This is a genomic window from Lentilitoribacter sp. JB5-8, from assembly GCF_055693385.1.
This window is the reverse complement of record NZ_CM146332.1, coordinates 2,020,154-2,037,501: the sequence shown is the minus strand read 5'-3', so window position 1 is coordinate 2,037,501 and position 17,348 is coordinate 2,020,154. Positions and strand designations below refer to the sequence as shown.

23 protein-coding genes are annotated in these 17,348 nt (G+C 44.7%); 12 read left to right on the top strand and 11 right to left on the bottom strand.

Annotated features, from left to right (window positions below; translation table 11 throughout):
- The first annotated feature begins 57 nt into the window (after positions 1–57).
- The 4 genes from ACZ1GZ_RS09815 (at position 58) to ACZ1GZ_RS09800 (ending at position 3,721) form a co-directional block, all read left to right on the top strand.
- The gene (locus ACZ1GZ_RS09815; RefSeq protein WP_472664669.1) at positions 58–627 is read left to right on the top strand and encodes a hypothetical protein; all 570 of its coding nucleotides are present in this window, start codon (positions 58–60) and stop codon (positions 625–627) included.
- On the top strand, positions 624–1,826 hold the full coding sequence (locus ACZ1GZ_RS09810; protein ID WP_472664668.1) for a hypothetical protein: 1,203 nt from the start codon (positions 624–626) through the stop codon (positions 1,824–1,826). Before ACZ1GZ_RS09815 ends, ACZ1GZ_RS09810 begins: the two co-directional genes overlap by 4 nt.
- A 103-nt stretch (positions 1,827–1,929) precedes the next feature.
- A complete protein-coding gene (locus tag ACZ1GZ_RS09805; RefSeq protein ID WP_472664667.1) occupies positions 1,930–3,177 on the top strand; it encodes an Hsp70 family protein in 1,248 nt (415 codons plus the stop codon).
- A gap of 76 nt (positions 3,178–3,253) precedes the next feature.
- On the top strand, positions 3,254–3,721 hold the full coding sequence (locus tag ACZ1GZ_RS09800; protein ID WP_472664666.1) for a DUF1203 domain-containing protein: 468 nt from the start codon (positions 3,254–3,256) through the stop codon (positions 3,719–3,721).
- 13 nt (positions 3,722–3,734) lie between these two features.
- Here the strand turns inward: ACZ1GZ_RS09800 and ACZ1GZ_RS09795 are convergent, their stop codons facing one another.
- Complete coding sequence (locus ACZ1GZ_RS09795; RefSeq protein ID WP_472664665.1) at positions 3,735–4,013, bottom strand: hypothetical protein; 279 nt, start codon at positions 4,011–4,013, stop codon at positions 3,735–3,737.
- Positions 4,014–4,266: 253 nt separating this feature from the next.
- Here ACZ1GZ_RS09795 and ACZ1GZ_RS09790 point away from each other — a divergent pair, with 253 nt between their 5' ends.
- On the top strand, positions 4,267–4,860 hold the full coding sequence (locus ACZ1GZ_RS09790) for a protein-methionine-sulfoxide reductase heme-binding subunit MsrQ (RefSeq protein WP_472664664.1): 594 nt from the start codon (positions 4,267–4,269) through the stop codon (positions 4,858–4,860).
- Between the two features lie 9 nt (positions 4,861–4,869).
- Here ACZ1GZ_RS09790 and ACZ1GZ_RS09785 read toward each other — a convergent pair whose 3' ends face one another.
- Positions 4,870–5,160 (bottom strand): DUF1330 domain-containing protein, encoded by a 291-nt coding sequence (locus ACZ1GZ_RS09785; protein ID WP_472664663.1) that lies wholly within the window; start codon positions 5,158–5,160, stop codon positions 4,870–4,872.
- 155 nt (positions 5,161–5,315) lie between these two features.
- On the opposite strand from ACZ1GZ_RS09785, the gene ACZ1GZ_RS09780 reads away from it, so the two are divergent.
- Positions 5,316–6,242, top strand: a complete 927-nt coding sequence (locus ACZ1GZ_RS09780; protein WP_472664662.1) for a bifunctional helix-turn-helix transcriptional regulator/GNAT family N-acetyltransferase — start codon at positions 5,316–5,318, stop codon at positions 6,240–6,242.
- Positions 6,243–6,245: 3 nt separating this feature from the next.
- On the opposite strand, the gene ACZ1GZ_RS09775 is transcribed toward ACZ1GZ_RS09780, so the two are convergent.
- On the bottom strand, positions 6,246–6,740 hold the full coding sequence (locus ACZ1GZ_RS09775) for a GNAT family N-acetyltransferase (RefSeq protein ID WP_472668278.1): 495 nt from the start codon (positions 6,738–6,740) through the stop codon (positions 6,246–6,248).
- An 89-nt stretch (positions 6,741–6,829) separates the two neighbouring features.
- Here ACZ1GZ_RS09775 and ACZ1GZ_RS09770 point away from each other — a divergent pair, with 89 nt between their 5' ends.
- Together ACZ1GZ_RS09770 and ACZ1GZ_RS09765 are read left to right on the top strand one after the other, a co-directional pair.
- Positions 6,830–7,897, top strand: coding sequence for an NAD-dependent epimerase/dehydratase family protein (locus ACZ1GZ_RS09770; protein WP_472664661.1), 1,068 nt, complete (start codon positions 6,830–6,832; stop codon positions 7,895–7,897).
- A gap of 113 nt (positions 7,898–8,010) precedes the next feature.
- The gene (locus ACZ1GZ_RS09765) at positions 8,011–8,241 is read left to right on the top strand and encodes a DUF2798 domain-containing protein (RefSeq protein ID WP_472664660.1); all 231 of its coding nucleotides are present in this window, start codon (positions 8,011–8,013) and stop codon (positions 8,239–8,241) included.
- 61 nt (positions 8,242–8,302) lie between these two features.
- On the opposite strand, the gene ACZ1GZ_RS09760 is transcribed toward ACZ1GZ_RS09765, so the two are convergent.
- Positions 8,303–8,875 (bottom strand): NADPH-dependent FMN reductase, encoded by a 573-nt coding sequence (locus ACZ1GZ_RS09760; RefSeq protein WP_472664659.1) that lies wholly within the window; start codon positions 8,873–8,875, stop codon positions 8,303–8,305.
- Positions 8,876–8,996: 121 nt separating this feature from the next.
- Between ACZ1GZ_RS09760 and ACZ1GZ_RS09755 the strand changes: the two genes are divergently transcribed.
- Positions 8,997–9,863, top strand: coding sequence for a LysR family transcriptional regulator (locus tag ACZ1GZ_RS09755; RefSeq protein WP_472664658.1), 867 nt, complete (start codon positions 8,997–8,999; stop codon positions 9,861–9,863).
- A gap of 5 nt (positions 9,864–9,868) precedes the next feature.
- Here ACZ1GZ_RS09755 and ACZ1GZ_RS09750 read toward each other — a convergent pair whose 3' ends face one another.
- The 4 genes from ACZ1GZ_RS09750 to ACZ1GZ_RS09735 all read right to left on the bottom strand — a co-directional run bounded on the left by ACZ1GZ_RS09750 (position 9,869) and on the right by ACZ1GZ_RS09735 (position 12,604).
- Positions 9,869–10,489 carry a DMT family transporter gene (locus tag ACZ1GZ_RS09750; protein WP_472664657.1) on the bottom strand — a complete coding sequence of 207 codons (621 nt, stop codon included), beginning with the start codon at positions 10,487–10,489 and terminating at the stop codon, positions 9,869–9,871.
- Positions 10,490–10,494: 5 nt separating this feature from the next.
- Positions 10,495–10,752: a hypothetical protein gene (locus ACZ1GZ_RS09745; protein ID WP_472664656.1), complete on the bottom strand. Its 258-nt coding sequence runs from the start codon at positions 10,750–10,752 to the stop codon at positions 10,495–10,497.
- Between the two features lie 184 nt (positions 10,753–10,936).
- Positions 10,937–11,806 (bottom strand): glutathione-dependent disulfide-bond oxidoreductase, encoded by an 870-nt coding sequence (yghU, locus tag ACZ1GZ_RS09740; protein WP_472664655.1) that lies wholly within the window; start codon positions 11,804–11,806, stop codon positions 10,937–10,939.
- A gap of 210 nt (positions 11,807–12,016) precedes the next feature.
- Positions 12,017–12,604 (bottom strand): TetR/AcrR family transcriptional regulator, encoded by a 588-nt coding sequence (locus ACZ1GZ_RS09735; RefSeq protein ID WP_472664654.1) that lies wholly within the window; start codon positions 12,602–12,604, stop codon positions 12,017–12,019.
- 129 nt (positions 12,605–12,733) lie between these two features.
- On the opposite strand from ACZ1GZ_RS09735, the gene ACZ1GZ_RS09730 reads away from it, so the two are divergent.
- On the top strand, positions 12,734–13,423 hold the full coding sequence (locus ACZ1GZ_RS09730) for an SDR family NAD(P)-dependent oxidoreductase (protein WP_472664653.1): 690 nt from the start codon (positions 12,734–12,736) through the stop codon (positions 13,421–13,423).
- 11 nt (positions 13,424–13,434) lie between these two features.
- A complete protein-coding gene (locus tag ACZ1GZ_RS09725) occupies positions 13,435–14,514 on the top strand; it encodes a flavin monoamine oxidase family protein (RefSeq protein WP_472668277.1) in 1,080 nt (359 codons plus the stop codon).
- A 58-nt stretch (positions 14,515–14,572) separates the two neighbouring features.
- Here the strand turns inward: ACZ1GZ_RS09725 and ACZ1GZ_RS09720 are convergent, their stop codons facing one another.
- A complete protein-coding gene (locus ACZ1GZ_RS09720) occupies positions 14,573–15,562 on the bottom strand; it encodes an aldo/keto reductase (protein ID WP_472664652.1) in 990 nt (329 codons plus the stop codon).
- Positions 15,562–15,921 (bottom strand): MerR family transcriptional regulator, encoded by a 360-nt coding sequence (locus ACZ1GZ_RS09715; protein ID WP_472664651.1) that lies wholly within the window; start codon positions 15,919–15,921, stop codon positions 15,562–15,564. Before ACZ1GZ_RS09715 ends, ACZ1GZ_RS09720 begins: the two co-directional genes overlap by 1 nt.
- A 169-nt stretch (positions 15,922–16,090) precedes the next feature.
- On the opposite strand from ACZ1GZ_RS09715, the gene ACZ1GZ_RS09710 reads away from it, so the two are divergent.
- Positions 16,091–16,945: a DMT family transporter gene (locus ACZ1GZ_RS09710; protein ID WP_472664650.1), complete on the top strand. Its 855-nt coding sequence runs from the start codon at positions 16,091–16,093 to the stop codon at positions 16,943–16,945.
- A gap of 11 nt (positions 16,946–16,956) precedes the next feature.
- Here ACZ1GZ_RS09710 and ACZ1GZ_RS09705 read toward each other — a convergent pair whose 3' ends face one another.
- Entirely contained in the window at positions 16,957–17,337 is a 381-nt protein-coding gene (locus ACZ1GZ_RS09705) for a DUF1304 domain-containing protein (protein WP_472664649.1), read from the bottom strand.
- Positions 17,338–17,348 lie beyond the last annotated feature (11 nt).

The following is a 17,348-nucleotide window of genomic DNA, read 5'->3' as shown; positions in this document are numbered from 1 at the left end:
CATCAAACTTGACACACATCCAAAAGCTGTTTTAGTTTTATTGGGTTGGAGAAAAAAATGCATAAAACGACTTCAGAATTCGTTGTAATGCTTGTTGGGCTTTTCATAGTTATGCTGAGCTCACAAAACGCATATGGTCAGGCGGCTTATGAGCAAGAATGCAGGCCGCACGACATCGTTTTTAGCTCAAATGCTGACGTATATTTTTCCGAGTTCCGTGTATCGCTCGATAGTTCTGATTGCCCGACAGATCTCAATGATTTGAGTGAACCAATCGTTCTTAAAAGCGGTCAACATGCTCAATTTTGGTTTCGCCTGCAGGGTTCAACAAAATATGCCGCATCATCGCTTGCACGAAACTCTTTTGTGGCAAGATATTTTCGAAAAGGTGATGGTGGCTTTGCAAAATATAGCGATATCGCAATACGCGGTATCGATCGACGAAATGCATATAACGAAGCACAAAACAATGCTGGGCGTTTCGATTGGCGTTTTTGGATCAGAAAACAAGCCTTTGTGAAACCAGGGCAGTATGCATTGGTCATTTATCAGGATGGCCAGCAGATTTGTTTAATTAAATCTGGCGCTGACCCGAAATGTTCGTTTGAATTTACGGTTACAGAATGACTGAAGATAGCGACATAGATGTTCGGGATAATTCAGTTGATCCACCAAATTCAGATGTTCAATCGCAAACATCTGAGACAGTTTCGACCTCAAATGCACACCCAAAAGAACCCGCTGATCGCAGGCGACTACGCGAAGCATGTGACAATGCTTCGGAACTTGTGTCTTATTTGTCGTCTAAAGGAAATTTGCCTGACACGATTACGACGAACGATTTTTTCAATATTTTGGATAAAGCCCGAAGTGGAAAATTGGATTCGTCTGAAGAACCGGTTTTCTGGAGCAACTATTCCCAACTCGCAACACATGCAAAACCTGTGCAGATTGAAGCACTTAAGTTTCGCAATTATATGCTTGATCGCAGTCGAGCTGACACACGTGAGCGGGTTGAATATAAACGCAGCTTGAATGATATTGTCAAAATTCGCTGGACCAGCCTGACGAGCTTTGTCTTTACCTTAATTTTGCTGACCTATGTTTCGCTCACTTCATCTTATCTTTCGACAAACAAAGTCTTAACCGATGAACGCCAACTGATTGAAGCGCAGGTTTTTGCCGGCACACGACTGGATGGCATTAACAAAGCAACAAAAAGCAATCCACTGAATTTTGGCGATATCACTGGGTCTGAAGGCAATGAAACTCAAACATTCATTGGTCCTCCCACTGATGGGAATGGACTTGAAGCTATATTGAATAGCCTTAGTCAGGATGCAATTCGCGAAATTAATGATCATATTGAATATAATCTCAGTGCATTGGAGCTATTGCAGTTAAATACGGCTTCATTCGCACGAAGTGGACGTGTTCCAACGACAGAACAAATACAATTCTCCAGTGTTTTATTGCATCGTGCGCAAATAGAGGCACATCAGGGATTAATCAATCAATTGATATCCTCGTATTTATTGCCGCTTTTCACCTCACTCTTGGGTGTGACTGTCTTCATCTTGAGGCGCACCAGCGCAAGCCTAAATTCAGGGCAATATAGACCCTATGAATCAAGCACCTACTCCTATCGCCTCACGCTGGGGGTTGTTGGTGGCATTGTCATAAGTTGGTTTTCAACAGCCGATACAACAGGTGTTGTCGCATCACTCACACCTGCAGCCTTAGCATTCGTGGTCGGATATTCAATTGAAGTCCTCTACAATGTGCTGGATTCTATTGTGAAAGCATTGGGCGCTTCTGATAAGTAAACTGATTGGATTTATTTCAACGTTCCACTTGCCTATACAAGGCCAATCAGCTACACCCGCGCTTCTCTCTTAATCCCTTACTGCTCCGAGGCGATTTATAAAAATGACTACACTTTTAAAACCCCATGTTTTGGGGATAGATTTTGGCACGTCCAATTCAGCCGTTGGTTATGCAATTGACGGTAAGCCACAGCTGATTGCCATTGAAGATGGCAACGACACTTTACCCACCTCCATTTTCTTCGATAGCGCAGAACAAGAACTCCGTTTTGGCCGCGCTGCCAATGCCTCGCTGATCGGTCGAGATGAAGGGCGATATATGCGCGCGCTTAAAAGCGTTCTTGGTACATCTTTAATGCACGAACGCCGCTATATGTGGGGCAAAGTGATGACTTTTGTCGATGTCATCTCCTATTTCCTCAAGGAGGTTAAAACCCGCGCTGAAGCGACAACGGGCCAAGAATTTACCCATGCTTTGTCCGGACGCCCGGTCTATTTTCACTCTGAAAGTGACGAGAAGAACAACCGCGCGATTGAAGATTTAACCGCATGTTATCTGGCAGCTGGCTTCGAACATGTTGATTTTATGTTTGAACCCGAAGCTGCAGCAATTGCAAATGGTGGTTTCTCAAATGGCGCGCTGACTTTGATTGTAGATATTGGCGGTGGCACATCTGACTATTGCCTTTTCCGTGAAAGCAATAATGGCATTGAAGTGATCGCATGCAACGGCGTTCGCGTTGGTGGGACGAATTTTGACCGCTCCTTGTCAATTGACCATGTGATGCCTCTTCTAGGCTATCAGCAACTCATCCACCGTGAATGGGGCAAGGAGACCCTGCCCGCGCCTAATCATATCTATCATGATCTAGCGACATGGGAGAAAATACCGTCACTCTACGTGCCAAAATCTCGTGAATTGGCGGAAGATTTACAAAAACTGGCACTTGAACCACACCCGTTCTCGCGGCTTGTTAGTGTTCTTGAAGAAGAACTTGGCCATGACATTGCCTTTGCGGTTGAGACTGGGAAAATCCAGACCAATACCACTGGCCAAAGCGTGATTGATCTCAAATTCATCGAACAGGAACTGGAAGCCTCTCTCAGCCGCGAACAACTCTATGCATCGTTACAACGACATACGGAAAAAATCGCCAGCGCCGCTTTAGCGACATTTGAGAATACCAATTTATCCCCCGGACAAGTGGACAAGGTGATCTTTGTAGGTGGTTCAAGTCTCATGCAAAATGTCGAACAAGCAATTGCACCCATGTTCCCCAAGGCTGAGCTAAAATATTCCAACGCCTTTACTGCAATTGTCGACGGATTGGCGATTGCCAGCGGGCGTTAAAAACTAAATGCATGAAACGGGTGGCTGATTATTTTCGTTTTACCTATCACTTTCTGACAAAGAAGGAGATAGAGCGATGAATTTTGAGATTAATGGGCTACCGGTTGAGGAATTTTCACATCTGTTTGGATTGTCGGATGAAGAACTGGAGCAGCATGGGGTGAAACGGTATACTTGCGACGAAACACCTGGATTTCCTGATCGCATAGAAATGCGTGACGCCGAAATTGGTGAGAGCTTGCTTTTACTAAATCACACCAGCATGGCCAAAAACTCCCCCTATCGTGCGACCCATGCCATTTTTGTGCATGAAAATGCGCAGGGCGCTTATCACGCAAAAAACGAAATCCCGGAGGTCATGTATCGTAGATTATTATCGCTGCGTGGCTTTGATCAAAATGGTATGATTGTGGATGCAACCCTTGCAAAGGGCGATGATATTAAAACCGAGGTTTTAAAACTGCTTTCTAATGACAACGTTGTTCATATTGACGCGCATAATGCAGAGCGGGGTTGTTTTTCTGGCCGGATCACTCGAGCTTAGAATAAAATAGCACCTAATACGATCGCCCTTCGTTGTGCCAGATTTCTAAAGCTTTGGCACGACCAGGATATTTGTCTGCTTCAAAGCCAATGGTTTTACCAGTGGCGATCTTACCAAATATGCCAATTGCCTTCATATGTGCACCATCATAAATGAAGGATCGCATGGCATCTTGGTCTTTCCAAACAGTGATTGTGTGGTGATAGCCATCTTTTGAGAAGGCCAGCGCTTTTTTATTACCCGGTGCCACACGAGCCTGCTGATATGCGGGCGTTGCATGTCGCCAAAACAAAAATAAGTGCCAAGGATACAACCAGGTTCGTTTAATTTTTAATCCGGTGACAGAAATATACATCTTTATCCAATTGGTATTGCGCTTTGACCTTTATACGCAATATCTAAAGGAGAAGATTTACACAAGTGTGCTGATTGGTGCAGACTGCTGTGAACTTTTGTTTCTACCATGTAAAGTATTGTAAATATTATGTTTTTTCGTTGATTTGGTGTTTTCCCTCATATATTTTGCCCATCAGAGGACAAAGATTATGAAAACATCATATATTTCAACAGTGATCACATGGGCGGTTTTAGCGCTTCCTGCCATGGGTCTCATGATCGGCTATACCAATGGCTCGATCTCTGCGCATGACATGTTGCATCCAACGGGTGAATTTGCCGGAAGGTTCCTCATCATCACGATGATGATCACACCTTTGCGGATGATATTTTCGAAAGCGAAATGGCTGTTCTGGCTTTCCAAACGACGCCGATGGATTGGCGTTGCCTCTTTTGGATATGCAGCACTTCACACATGGTTTTATATCATCGACAAAGGCGGTATTTCACCAATGCTGGCTGAGTTTACCGAACTGGGCATCTGGACGGGCTGGGTCGCATTTGCAATCTTCATTCCACTAGCGGCAACCAGTAACGATGCATCCCAGAAATGGCTCTTAGGTCGCTGGAAACAGGTGCAAAGATGGGTCTATCCAGCAGCTGTACTCACACTCGTTCACTGGATATTTGTCCATAATGAGTTTGGACCAGCGCTCGTGCATTTTGCCCCATTGGCAGCGCTTGAAGGTTATCGCATTTGGAAAAACTATAGCGATCGGCCAACCAGCCCTGCCGTTAGCTAAAGGGCTTGACTAGAGCCCTTCTAACAAGACAAGCGTACATTTTGCGTTATTCTCCCGCAAAGGACGCACAGGCGCGTATGCTTCGCTATTCATGAAGCTGCGCGCCTTTTCAATATCTGGAAATTCGATCAGAACAATGCGCGTTGGCGACCATAAATCGTTATCAATAATGTCCATAGGCCCACCGCGGGTTAGGTATTTCCCGCCATAACTTTCCGCAATAGGCCGCGCCAACGCCTTATATTCCTCATAGGCCTCTGCGTTTTCAATTTGAGTGTCGACGAGTATATAAGCGGCCATGAGAGCGAATCCTTGTTTGAATTAGGTACAAGGCTGCATCATAGCCAAGCGCACTAAAATAAACAGTGGTGATTTTATTCCTTGCATTCATATCATTATTCTTTATATGTTGACAAAAGCAACATATAAGATGTTTTTAGCAATATAGGTGTAAAATGACAATTCAAACGCTTCAATCTCAGACGCTCGATGTTCGAAAGTTTAACCGCTTTCACACGCGGCTTGTCGGCGCATTGGATGAAGGATTGCTCAAATCTGATTTTTCGCTCGTGCAGGTGCGGCTGATGTATGAGCTTAATCACAATGATAACTTAGCCGCTGCGGATCTAATGGAAATCCTTAGACTGGATCGTGGATATCTCAGCCGTTTGATCTCCTCACTGGAGGACAAAAATCTTATTCAAAAAACCCCTGACCCAAAAAATGGCAAGCGTTTGGTATTATCACTCACGGAAGAAGGCAAACGCGTTGAGGATGGTCTTGAAGAGCTTTCCTCCAATCAAGTGGAAGATATTTTAACGCCATTATCTGAAACCCAGCGTCGCCAGCTGATCCGCTCGATGGACAACATACAAAAGCTATTGGGATCACCGGAGGCCGACCCATCATACATTCTGCGCGATCCAGAACCTGGTGACATGGGCTGGGTCGTTCATCGCCATGGTGTTTTATACACTGAGGAACAAAATTGGGATGTTTCATTTGAGGGCGTTGTTGCAGAAATTGTTGCCGATTATTTGAAAAACTATAATCCAAAACGCGAGCGATGCTGGATTGCAGAACATGCAGGGCAAGTCGCCGGGTCAATTTTTGTGACCGAAGGTGATGAAGAGACAGCAAAACTACGTTTGCTTTATGTGGAACCTGAGGCACGCGGTCTTGGTATTGGTTCAAGACTTGTTTCTGAATGCATTAAATTTGCGCGCCAAAAAGACTATAAGCGTTTGGTATTGTGGACGCATTCCATTCAAGAATCAGCGGGCAAAATCTATGCCGCTGCCGGATTTAAATTAACCAATGAGACAGAGATGGATGTGTTTGGCGCCAAACTTAACCGCCAAAACTGGGAGCTGGAATTATAAAAATTATTCGCCAAAAGATGGCGGAAATTTCAACAAACCATGTGGTGGCACAGCGTCAAACCCAACCCACATCACCGCTTCTTTCGGCACGTTGGGATATTCCAATCTTCCATCATTTTCAAAACCAAAACGTTTGTAATATTTGGGATCACCAATAAGGGCGCAGCCTTTTGCGCCCAATAGTTTTAACCGTACAAAGCCTTCTTTGATAAGCTTGCTGCCAATACCTTGTTTTTGAACATCGGGATGCACAGAAATCGGTCCTAAGCCAAACCATTGATCATGCTCGCCATTGATGGTGATAGGTGAAAACGCAATGTGGCCAACCAACTTATCACCCTTCATAGCAACGAGCGAAATCGAAAGATCGCCATCCTCACGAAGCTGACCAACCAATGGCGCTTCTGACCCATCGCTATACGCTTTTGGTTCAAACGCGATGGCGGTTAAGTCATAAATTGCCTTCGCATCGGATTTCTTTTCGTTCTGTATGATGATGGTGGTCATTTGGTTCACTTCTTGATATTTCTCCAAAACATCCATAGCGCCAAATACGCGCATTCTGCAAATACCCATATGAGGTTATTATGACCACTCCCAATTTCGACACTTCAATGCCTGCCCTTGTCACGGGTGCAACAGGTTATATTGCGGGTTGGATTGTCAAAGGTCTGTTAGAGCAAGGTGTAACTGTTCATGCCGCTGTGCGTGATCCCAAAAATAAGGCGAAATATGCGCATCTCACCGCGCTTTGTAAAGAAAATCCAGATCAATTGAAAATTTTCAAAGCTGATCTTTTAGACGAAGGTTCTTTTGATGAAGCGATGAAAGGCTGCGGAATTGTTTTTCACACCGCTTCGCCCTTCACGTCCAAATTTAAAGATGCACAAACCGAGCTTGTTGATCCTGCGGTGAAAGGCACGCGCAATGTGCTGGAAAGTGCTAACCGCATTGATAGCGTTGTGCGTATCGTCGTTACATCCTCCTGCGCTGCGATCTACGGCGATGCGGCTGATTGTTTGGAGATGCCAGATGGCAAATTGACCGAAGAGATATGGAACACATCTTCAAGCCTTACCCACCAGCCGTATTCCTATTCCAAAACACAGGCTGAAAAGACCGCATGGGACATCGCCAATGCGCAAGACCGATGGTCTATGGTGACGATCAATCCATCTTTGGTGATGGGTCCGGGCGTTACCTTACAACCAAATTCTGAAAGCGTTTCAATCCTTAAACAATTTGGGGATGGCACGATGAAATATGGCGTGCCTAAATTTGAAATTGGCATTGTGGATGTGCGTGATGTGGCGGATGCGCATCTTATTGCAGGCTATACAAACGAAACCGAAGGGCGACACATCATCTGCGCCAGAACCATGTCTATGCTTGAGATTGGTCAGGTGCTTGAAAAGAAATTCGGTAGCGAATGGCCCTTCCCTAAGTCAACCGCACCCAAATGGCTGCTATGGGCTTTTGGGCCTATTTTCAACAAAGCCTTCACCCGCGAGATGATTTCCAAAAATATCGGACATGCTTGGCAGGCGGACAATTCCAAATCTAAAGAAAAGCTTGGCATGAATTACCGCAATGCAGAAATTGCAGTCATCGATATGTTCGAACAAATGATCGATGCCGGGGTGTTTGGGAAGTAATTGCTTCGATCAATTGTCAGGTTTTTACCGAAAAATCATAGACCTCCGGGATAGCTATAACAGAAGGAGCTCGCTAAGATCATTACAAATCCACATACTGAGAAAGCACGCCCATGAAACTGCATCCTAAACTACAACCGATTTTGTTTGGTTTGATCTTGTCAGGCTTTATGTCGGCGCTGGTGTCGGGCGTTACGCTTTTACGCACCACGGGTTTTGTAGATGGATTTGGCGGATATTGGCTTAATGCATGGGTATGGGCTTGGGCTGTCGCTTTCCCATCTGTTCTATTTTTCGCGCCGATTGCGCGCCGAATTGTGGCGCGCTTGTTTCGTAATTCGTAAGGTTGTTAGAGTGAGCAGACCATGTTTTGCCGGATCAGGCCAGTCTGCCAAATTCTAATTTTTAGCTAGCGATTTTGACGTCTTTGTAATGCGCATTAACCAATGCTTCCAAACCATCACGCAATTTGGCCGCAAGTTCTGCGTCTTTTAAAACACCTGCTTCTGTGTCGAACTTTTCGGAGAATGGTCCAACTGAGAAACTCCCCTTTAGATCTGCTTTAAAGAATGGCGCTGATTTATCTGCGATCGACAAGACATTAGCACCGCCATTTGGTCCGATGGATGCGGACATATGCATCACCGGCTTATCCTGAAACACCGCCATTTTAATGCGAGACGCCCAGTCGAAGACATTTTTATAAGCGCTGGTAAAGTTGCCATTATACTCGGCGAACGAAATGATGATCGCATCAGCTTGTGTGATCTTGTCAAAGAATTTTTGCGCCAACGGATGCACACCATCTTCATTTTGACGATCAATGGAATAAATCGGCATCTCATAATCATTAAGGTCGATCACTTCGATCTCGGCAGATGTATCAAAATCTGATTTCAAGACATCCGTTGCATGGATAATCAATTGTTTATTAATAGAATTTTTGCTGTTTGTGGCAGCGAAAGCAAGTACCTTCATAACGAATTTCCTTCATAGAACTTTTGTGTTGGCGCTTGTATCGCATATAATATTTATATATCATAGATATCTAAAAGCGCATGATATGCGCATTTTTGCGACATATAAATTGGATGTAAAAATGGACGATTGGAATGAGATCAGAACCGCCGCCTGTGTGGCGCGGTTAGGTACGATCAGCAAGGCGGCCGAAGAACTTGGTGTACATCGCGCTACTGTCAATCGACATATCGATGCCCTAGAAGCTCAATTGGGCGGTAAACTGTTCCAACGTCACGCGCGGGGATTTACGTCCACAGAACTTGGCCGTGAACTTTTACGCATTGCTGATGCGACAGACGAACAATTTGCGCAATTACAGCGCATTGCCAATCGAACATCGGATGAGCTGACCGGTGAATTTGTTGTCACGTCGATTGATGCATTAGCGCATTCTATTTTGCCTATGCTCGCTGATTTTCGCGCAGATCATCCGCAAGTCACAACACATTTTCATGCCAGTAATGCATTGGTTAAACTTGAATATGGTGAGGCACATATCGCCTTTCGTGCGGGGCCAAAGCCTCAAGATCCGGATAATGTGGTTATGCCTTTTGTTGAAATCCCGGTGGGGCTTTATGCATCTCAAAAATATATCGACAGATATGGCAAACCCAAAGATATGGATGATTTTCCAAATCACCAATTCGTCGGTACGAAAATCGATAACCCACGCGCACCTGCACTTAAATGGCTGGTTGATCATGTCCCGCGCAAAGCCATGGCATTTACATCCAATCACATCCCCATCAACAATCGCGCAGTGCATTTAGGCAATGGGATTGGTTTTTTAACAACTGTAGAAGCCGAACAAAATGATGAAATTATCGAGATCATGCCCCCGCAAGCGGAATGGCTGACACGTAGCTGGGCCCTCACCCATGTTGATCTGCACAGGTCTCCGAAAGTCCAAGCCTTCTTAAAGATCATGAAGAAACATTTAGCGTAAATTTATCAGCGCAACGGTTTGGATTTTGCCCGTCCCATGGTTGCGCTTAAACCGCCCGTTATAATGAATGCGGCACCTATCCAAAACCCGATTGTCGGTACATCTGCAAAAATGATGTAACCTAAAAATACAGCACTAACGACTTCAAGATAAACCAGCGGCGATAAAGTTGACGTTTGTGCATATTGAAAGGCGAGCAAAGTCAAACCATGTGCCGTCAGCGAGACCACACCCATCGCCAAAATGAACAAAAATTCGGTTTGAGTGGGGGTATCCCAGGCATAAAGCGCCAATGGTGTGAGCATTAACGCACCGACAACACATTGAAATGTTAGTGTTTTTAATGGATCACTTTGTTTTGCTGTCATGCGGGTTGTGACAATATACATACCATAAAACAACCCGGTTAGGGCCGCAAAAACTGTTCCGATTTGGATCTCTACCGTAGGATTAATGATGATCATTGCGCCAATAAATCCAAGAACCAGAGCCATTAATTTTGGCCAGGTGAAGCGCTCGCCGAGCAAATAAACCGCTGCTACCGTTGCAATAATGGGCGCAATCATGGTCACGGCAGACGCAGTGGCCAATGGTGTTGTGGAGAGAGATACGAAGAAAAACAGCATCGCAGTTACGATGAAAAAGTGCGCATGAAATGCGATTTTAAATTCCGCTTGGGGAAAATTTCAGTTCCGAACTTTCGAATACCAAACGGAACAATCATAATCGCAGCGGCAAGATAACGTGCCCAGCTGACATAAAGCGGCGACATATCCTGCGCGAGATATTTTGCGATGGCATCTAAGCCGGGTATTATCAACATAGCGCTTGAAAACAGTGCAGCGCCCAACAATATGTTGTCATTTTTGGGAATAAATTGATCAGACATCATCAATTCTTGAGACGAATTACTCCCATAAGTAAAGCAAATTTATTCCAAGATGATTATTTCACACCCTTTTCTTGGCTATTTTGGCAATAATTTCCCTAAAAATTATAATTTTGGTCGAAAAAACAAAAAGGCGAAAGAAATGCTCTCCCGCCTTTAAGTTTGTTTTGAAAGTGTGTCCGGATTAGTCTTCGAGTTTATCAGCCGTGCGCAATTCAAAATCAGATGCGTCATGACGTTCTGGCAATTGCTCGGATTTATCATCACCCCATGAACGGTTGACCATGATACCGCGCTTGACTGCTGGACGTGCTGCAATGTCTTCTGCCCAGCGGACAACATTTTTATAAGATTTTACATCTAGGAACTCAGCTGCATTATACAATTTGCCGAGGACCAAGCCGCCATACCAAGGCCAAATCGCAATATCGGCAATTGAATAGTCATCACCAGCGATAAACTTGTTTTCAGCCAATTGCTTATCAAGCACATCAAGCTGACGCTTGGTTTCCATTGTAAAGCGGTCAATTGGATATTCAAATTTCTCTGGTGCATAGGCATAGAAGTGACCAAAGCCACCGCCCAAATATGGCGCTGACCCCATTTGCCAAAACAGCCAGTTCATCACTTCGGTGCGCTTTGCACCTTCTTTTGGTAGAAAGTGCCCAAATTTTTCAGCCAGATGAACAAGAATTGAACCTGATTCAAAGACCCGCACTGGCTCGTTACCTGAACGATCCTCAAGGGCTGGAATTTTCGAATTCGGATTAAGCTCAACAAAGCCCGAGCCAAACTGCTCACCCTTGCCAATATTAATCAGATAAGCATCATATTCAGCACCTGTTTCGCCAAGTGCTAAAAGCTCCTCAAACATGATCGTGACTTTTTGGCCATTGGGCGTTGCCAAAGAATGAAGCTGAAACGGGTGCTTACCAACCTCTAATGCTTTTTCTTCACGAGCACCTGCTGTTGGCGCATTTATGCTGGCCCATTCGCCACCATTTTCCTGTTCCCAAGTCCAAACCTTCGGGGGTACATATGTATTCTCACTCATATCATGTCGCCTTTCATATTGCGCTTAGTCTGGTTGTGGTAAGCGCATTTTTATAAACTTTTGTGACGGATTATCGCCTGTCTGCACTAGTTGGGGATCACACATACAGCTTTCAAGCGCGATTGGATAGATGTCAGAACTTCAGGAGATTTGATCAGATTGGACAGAGCAATGAAATGTTCATACGCCAAAAAAAACACGTTATAGCGGTTATAATAGCTCATTCGCCACGCGATCAAACATGGTTAGATCACCTGCTGTTTGGCTTATAATCATCGCACCCTCAAGGGCTGCCAACATATGAATAGCGGTATTTGTTAAGCTTTCTTTAAGATTTGATTCAAGTATGTGAGAACTTGATTCAGCTTCGTCATATGTTGATTCCAATGCTGCTACCAACCATTTGATATTGCTTTGAAAAAATACGTTGGTTCGCGCGCTCACCTCCTCTGGCAAGCCACCTGACTCAGCACCTAAAACCGCGCATAAGCATAATTTTTTATCCTGAATTAATGCGTTACGAAATGCAGAAATATAATGTGCCTTCACCTGCGAAGCGCTGTATTTATCGCCATCCTTGTTAAAAAGTTCTGAGGGTTGCCCCAGATTTTGAAGAAAGTTATCGGTGTAGCGCTCAACAACTGCGGTGACCATATCCGTCTTATTTGGAAAATAGTAGTGAACACTCGATGACTTAATCCCCGTTGCAGTTGCTACTTCGCGCGCGCTCACGGCGTTGTACCCCTTTTGCCGGATCATCGCCTCCGTTACATCCAAAATTTCATCACGTTTGCTCATTCGTAAATTTCTCTATTTTGCCAATTGCCTTTTTATCTACCTATAGATAGATATATAGAAAGTAAAGACTAAGCATCATCAATCCATAAGGATCCGTTGCGATCTTCATCACAAGTGGAAAGGGACAATATGGCTAATGAGAAAAAACACGAAGGGCTTGTATTAATTGCAGGTGCAGGTAGCGGTCTTGGCTCAAGCTTGATGAAAACATTCTCTGCTGCCGGATTTGATCCGGTTGGGATTAACCGTTCAAAGGCGGATGGTGATCTTGATGTTTTACAAGCCGATCTAACATCGATGAAGGAGACCCAAGCTGCGGTGGAAGCAGCCATTGAGAAATATGGAAATCCGAAAGTTGTTATACACAATACTGCACAGCTAACCATCAAACCATTTTTAGAAATGGCTGAAGATGAGTTTGAACATGTTTGGAAAAACATGGTCCTTACCGCTCACAACTTAGCGCGCGCAAGCATGATACCTCTGATTAATGGCGGAGGCGGCGCTTTTATTGTCTCAGGAGCGACAGCTTCATTGCGGGGTGGCAACAAATTTTCAGCGTTTGCATCTGCTAAATTTGCTTTACGTGGTCTTACACAATCACTTGCGCGGGAATTTCAGCCCAAAGGGGTACACATCGCCCATGTCATCTTAGATGGGATTATTAACACTGAAAAAAGTCGTTCGCTGCATGGCATGGACCCAGCCCGCATGATGTCCCCTTTAGATATTGCACAAGCCTATTTACACCTTGTTGATCAACCTAAATCCACTTGGACGCATGAGCTTGACCTGCGCCCTTCTTCCGAGAGTTTTTAACCTAAGTGAGCATGCAAACAGATATTTTGATTGTTGGTGGTGGGCTGTCTGGTCTTTATCTGGCTAACCAATTAGAGCAGGCAGGCCGCGATTATCTCTTGCTTGAAGCTCGCGACCGTTTTGGTGGGCGTATCTATTCGCCATCTATTGATAATACAGAGGATCATTTTGACATGGGTCCGGCTTGGTTTTGGCCGGGTCAGACGCGCATGGCAAAACTGCTCAGGGAACTAGATATCTCCTATTTTGATCAAGCTGCGCGTGGGAAATTGGTGTTTGAAGATCCATCTGGCCATATTCGCCGCGACCTTGACATGGCGACAATGCAAGGAGCGCACCGAGTGCAAGGTGGCCTTGCAAAAGTTACAGACGCACTGGTTGCGCAGCTTGCGAAAGAACGGTTACACGCTGGGTCAAAAATACATCATGTTCAACTTTTCGATGATGGTGTTCGCGTTATGACCGAAGGTAAGGAGGATGAGATTTTAGCACAGAAGGTTGTTTTGTGCATGCCACCGCGTCTTATTGAACATCGCGTGAAGTTTTCACCACCCCTGCCCGATCAGACATCAATTCAAATGCGAACTTGTCCAACCTGGATGGCAGCGCATGCGAAATTTATCGCTGTTTATGAAACACCGTTTTGGCGCGAGATGGAGCTCTCAGGTGATGCAATCAGCCATAAAGGCCCCATGATGGAACTACATGACGCCTCACCTCAGGGCGAAGACCAAGGCGGCGGGCCGGGCGCAATATTTGGCTTTTTAGGTGTGCCAGCGGATGCGCGAAAGAGACAAGACGCGTCCGTCATAAAAGCGTGCAAACAGCAGCTAATCAATCTGTTCGGTGAGCGCGCTAGCTCCCCCTTAGAAGTTTTCTACAAAGACTGGTCTGATGATGAATTAACCGCAACGCCAATGGATGCAAACGGATCACAAAGCCACCCGCAATACGCACCGATAAAGCTGCAGAATGGTGATTGGAAAAACCGTTTATACTTTGCATCGACTGAAAATGCTGAGCAATTTGGTGGCTTACTGGAAGGTGCCCTTGAAGCGGTGGAAGCTGTATTGAAACGCGATCTTACATAGTCGGTCATCGACCGACTTAATAGATCCTATAATCAACCTTTGGGTCAAAAGCTGCGGTTCAACTTGCTTTTAATAAAGCATTTATTTCCTGAACGATATCATCGCTCAATGGGCCATATTCTATCACACCAAAATTATCTTTTGCTTGCTGGGGTGTCCGGCAACCAGGTAGCGGAATGGTGTGTTGTCCTTGCGCTAAACACCAACCCAAAGCTCCTTGCGCTAGCGAACGACCATCAGCGGTTAAAAGCGATTTGATGTTGTCGAGTTTTTGCAAAAACTCTTCTGAAGCGGCTCCATTTTCATCAAAATACTTCATCCATTCAAAACCACTCCCTCGGATATCATTTTTATCAAATGGATTTGTATTTGCGTTATATTTACCCGTTAAAAGCCCCATAGCCAGCGGTTGCCTGTTAAAAGACCATAGCCCAGCCTTTGTCATCTGCTTGATCATTTCGTCCGCAGGAGAGAATAGATTTAAATCATGTTGTATTGCCACAAACCCCGGCAAATCGCGAAAAGCCAATGCGCCATTTACATCATCATTGCTCCAGCCAAATCCAGCTATTTTACCCGCCTGAAAAGCCTCAGAAAACGCTTCGAACACATCTTGGCTTTGCTCTATGGGATGCATGTTTAGATGAAATTTAACCAGATCTATTTGCTCGACTTGCAAACGGCCAAGGCATTGATCAATCATTTGCAGGATAACTTTTTTATCATCACTTGTACCTGTGATATTGCCCTGATCATCGCACACCAAGCCAACTTTTGTGCAGATAACAAATTCGCCGCGGTCAATATCCGATTGCGCGAGTGCTTTAGCGATAATTTGCTCAGAATGCCCACCACCATAAGAATTGGCCGTATCGATGATCCTTACGCCCATATCAAACGCGGTATGAAGGGTTTTAATGCTCTCATTATCATCAACCCCTGCCCAACCCGTTGGTTTGCCATCCCAATATTGCTCACCACCCATGACCCAGGTTCCAATTCCAATGCGAGGGGCAGACTTTCCGTTCCAAGTTGTCATGTTATCCATTAGTGCAAATCTCCCTTTGCCTCGTAAATTCCCAGTTTATAACCCACCAGCGCCTCGCATTTTTCAAGTTCTTTGCGTTTTTCGGCCAGTCTGATCTGATGGGATCTTAAAATATCGATGCGCTCGCTTGTGGTATTGTCATCACTGTGAACCAATTGCGCATAACGTGACATATCTTTCATCGGCATGCCTGTTTGCCGCAAACATTGCAAAAGCCCCATCCAATCTAAATTATCTTTCGAGAATGATCTTTGGCCTGTTTGGTCACGCCTTATCGTTGGTAATATGCCCTCTTTCTCGTAATAACGAATGGTATCCGGTGATAATCCGCTTACTTCAGAAGCCTGTTTGATGCGCATGAATTTGCCCTTTTAAATTTCAGTCTGAGCAAAACCTAGCAGGCTGGAGTAACTCCAAGTCAAGCGCCAAAATTCAATTCATTCACAAAAGTTTTAGAACGATCAAAACAAATGATTATCGCCAGCGCAAAAAACTGGTATTGCTATTAGATACATTCATGGGCGCACAATGTTATCCGATAGCTTTAAACCAGTTTTGATCATGATCACCGGAATGATGTTTATTCCTCTGGGAGATGCAGCTGGAAAACTCATGATTGTGGATTACGGTGTTGCCCCTCAATTTGTTGGATGGTCGCGATTTTTTCTCGGGATCATTTTCATAATGGGTGTTTACCTGTTCCGTGGCTTTGAGCTTTCAATCTTAAAAGATTGGCGTATTTGGGTTCGCGGCGTCTTTGTAACGGGTGCCATTTCGAACATTTTAATTGCGCTAGAGACTGAAACACTTGCCAACACATTTGCCGCATTCTTTATTGGTCCAATCGTTGCATATTTTATTTCTGCCCTGGTGCTAAAAGAAGCCATTTCAAAATCGCGCACCGCACTTTTGTTCTTTGGTTTTATTGGCATGTTGTTGGTCATTAAGCCCGGCATCTCTTTTACCACAGGAACCGCGCATGCGCTGCTATCAGGTGTGTTTTACGGCTGTTTTTTAGTATCAACAAAATGGCTTTCAACCGCTGCAAATGCACGCAGTCTCTTGGTTTCACACCTTATCATCGGATCTATTTTCATGGCACCAATCGGGCTAACAAATGTGCCAGATTTAACTGATACGTCTCTAATTTTGCTCATCTTATTATCGGCCATTGCCTCGGCAATCGGCAATCTTTTATTGGTGATGTCAAACAAAATGGCAGATGCGTCCATGTTGGCACCGCTGGTTTACACCCAATTAATTTCGGCGACCGTTTTGGGTATCTTGGTCTTTGGTGACGTTCCCGATTGGATCAGCATGATAGGTTTAACAATGCTGTTGTTTTCAGGGTTATATGGCTTTTACCAAAAGGCAAAAACCTAAACGCAAAGGGTTTATTCAGCGCTTTTGGCTTTGCCCAAATGCAGAAAAATCAATGCAAGGACGGATGGAACGGTTTGCACAAACAATATTGAAATCGATAATGTTAGCGCGCCGAATAATCCAGCCGCTGCGACAAACAACAAAAAGCATGTCGCAACATTGCGGTACCACCTGTCATCCTTAATCAACAAAGACCAAACCAATCCAGCGACCAAAAACATATTGTAAATGCCTTGATTTGCAGCAATTTCTACCGTTGGCTCAAAGATCTCAGGCGAAAAAGATGCAAACATTTTGGGACCCAGTGACGTCCAGGCGAACATTTCGACATAGGCGATCACACAATGAAGCGCAGCAATGGCGACAATCAATATTTTAGCGATCAAATTCATGGCAAAGTCCC

What these genes read in the sequence shown, in the direction of transcription:
- ACZ1GZ_RS09815 (WP_472664669.1), top strand. Translation starts at nt 58, where the DNA reads ATGCATAAAACGACTTCAGAATTCGTTGTAATGCTTGTTGGGCTTTTC.
- ACZ1GZ_RS09745 (WP_472664656.1), bottom strand. Translation starts at nt 10,752, where the DNA reads ATGTCTGATCAATTTATTCCCAAAAATGACAACATATTGTTGGGCGCT.
- ACZ1GZ_RS09760 (WP_472664659.1), bottom strand. Translation starts at nt 8,875, where the DNA reads ATGAAGGTACTTGCTTTCGCTGCCACAAACAGCAAAAATTCTATTAAT.
- ACZ1GZ_RS09720 (WP_472664652.1), bottom strand. Translation starts at nt 15,562, where the DNA reads ATGGATAACATGACAACTTGGAACGGAAAGTCTGCCCCTCGCATTGGA.
- ACZ1GZ_RS09780 (WP_472664662.1), top strand. Translation starts at nt 5,316, where the DNA reads ATGACAATTCAAACGCTTCAATCTCAGACGCTCGATGTTCGAAAGTTT.
- ACZ1GZ_RS09715 (WP_472664651.1), bottom strand. Translation starts at nt 15,921, where the DNA reads ATGCGCATCAAACAGGCTTCTGAAGTAAGCGGATTATCACCGGATACC.
- ACZ1GZ_RS09805 (WP_472664667.1), top strand. Translation starts at nt 1,930, where the DNA reads ATGACTACACTTTTAAAACCCCATGTTTTGGGGATAGATTTTGGCACG.
- ACZ1GZ_RS09725 (WP_472668277.1), top strand. Translation starts at nt 13,435, where the DNA reads ATGCAAACAGATATTTTGATTGTTGGTGGTGGGCTGTCTGGTCTTTAT.
- ACZ1GZ_RS09765 (WP_472664660.1), top strand. Translation starts at nt 8,011, where the DNA reads ATGAAACTGCATCCTAAACTACAACCGATTTTGTTTGGTTTGATCTTG.
- ACZ1GZ_RS09730 (WP_472664653.1), top strand. Translation starts at nt 12,734, where the DNA reads ATGGCTAATGAGAAAAAACACGAAGGGCTTGTATTAATTGCAGGTGCA.
- ACZ1GZ_RS09790 (WP_472664664.1), top strand. Translation starts at nt 4,267, where the DNA reads ATGAAAACATCATATATTTCAACAGTGATCACATGGGCGGTTTTAGCG.
- ACZ1GZ_RS09750 (WP_472664657.1), bottom strand. Translation starts at nt 10,489, where the DNA reads ATGCTGTTTTTCTTCGTATCTCTCTCCACAACACCATTGGCCACTGCG.
- ACZ1GZ_RS09735 (WP_472664654.1), bottom strand. Translation starts at nt 12,604, where the DNA reads ATGAGCAAACGTGATGAAATTTTGGATGTAACGGAGGCGATGATCCGG.
- ACZ1GZ_RS09705 (WP_472664649.1), bottom strand. Translation starts at nt 17,337, where the DNA reads ATGAATTTGATCGCTAAAATATTGATTGTCGCCATTGCTGCGCTTCAT.
- ACZ1GZ_RS09810 (WP_472664668.1), top strand. Translation starts at nt 624, where the DNA reads ATGACTGAAGATAGCGACATAGATGTTCGGGATAATTCAGTTGATCCA.
- ACZ1GZ_RS09770 (WP_472664661.1), top strand. Translation starts at nt 6,830, where the DNA reads ATGACCACTCCCAATTTCGACACTTCAATGCCTGCCCTTGTCACGGGT.
- yghU (WP_472664655.1), bottom strand. Translation starts at nt 11,806, where the DNA reads ATGAGTGAGAATACATATGTACCCCCGAAGGTTTGGACTTGGGAACAG.
- ACZ1GZ_RS09800 (WP_472664666.1), top strand. Translation starts at nt 3,254, where the DNA reads ATGAATTTTGAGATTAATGGGCTACCGGTTGAGGAATTTTCACATCTG.
- ACZ1GZ_RS09755 (WP_472664658.1), top strand. Translation starts at nt 8,997, where the DNA reads ATGGACGATTGGAATGAGATCAGAACCGCCGCCTGTGTGGCGCGGTTA.
- ACZ1GZ_RS09710 (WP_472664650.1), top strand. Translation starts at nt 16,091, where the DNA reads ATGTTATCCGATAGCTTTAAACCAGTTTTGATCATGATCACCGGAATG.
- ACZ1GZ_RS09785 (WP_472664663.1), bottom strand. Translation starts at nt 5,160, where the DNA reads ATGGCCGCTTATATACTCGTCGACACTCAAATTGAAAACGCAGAGGCC.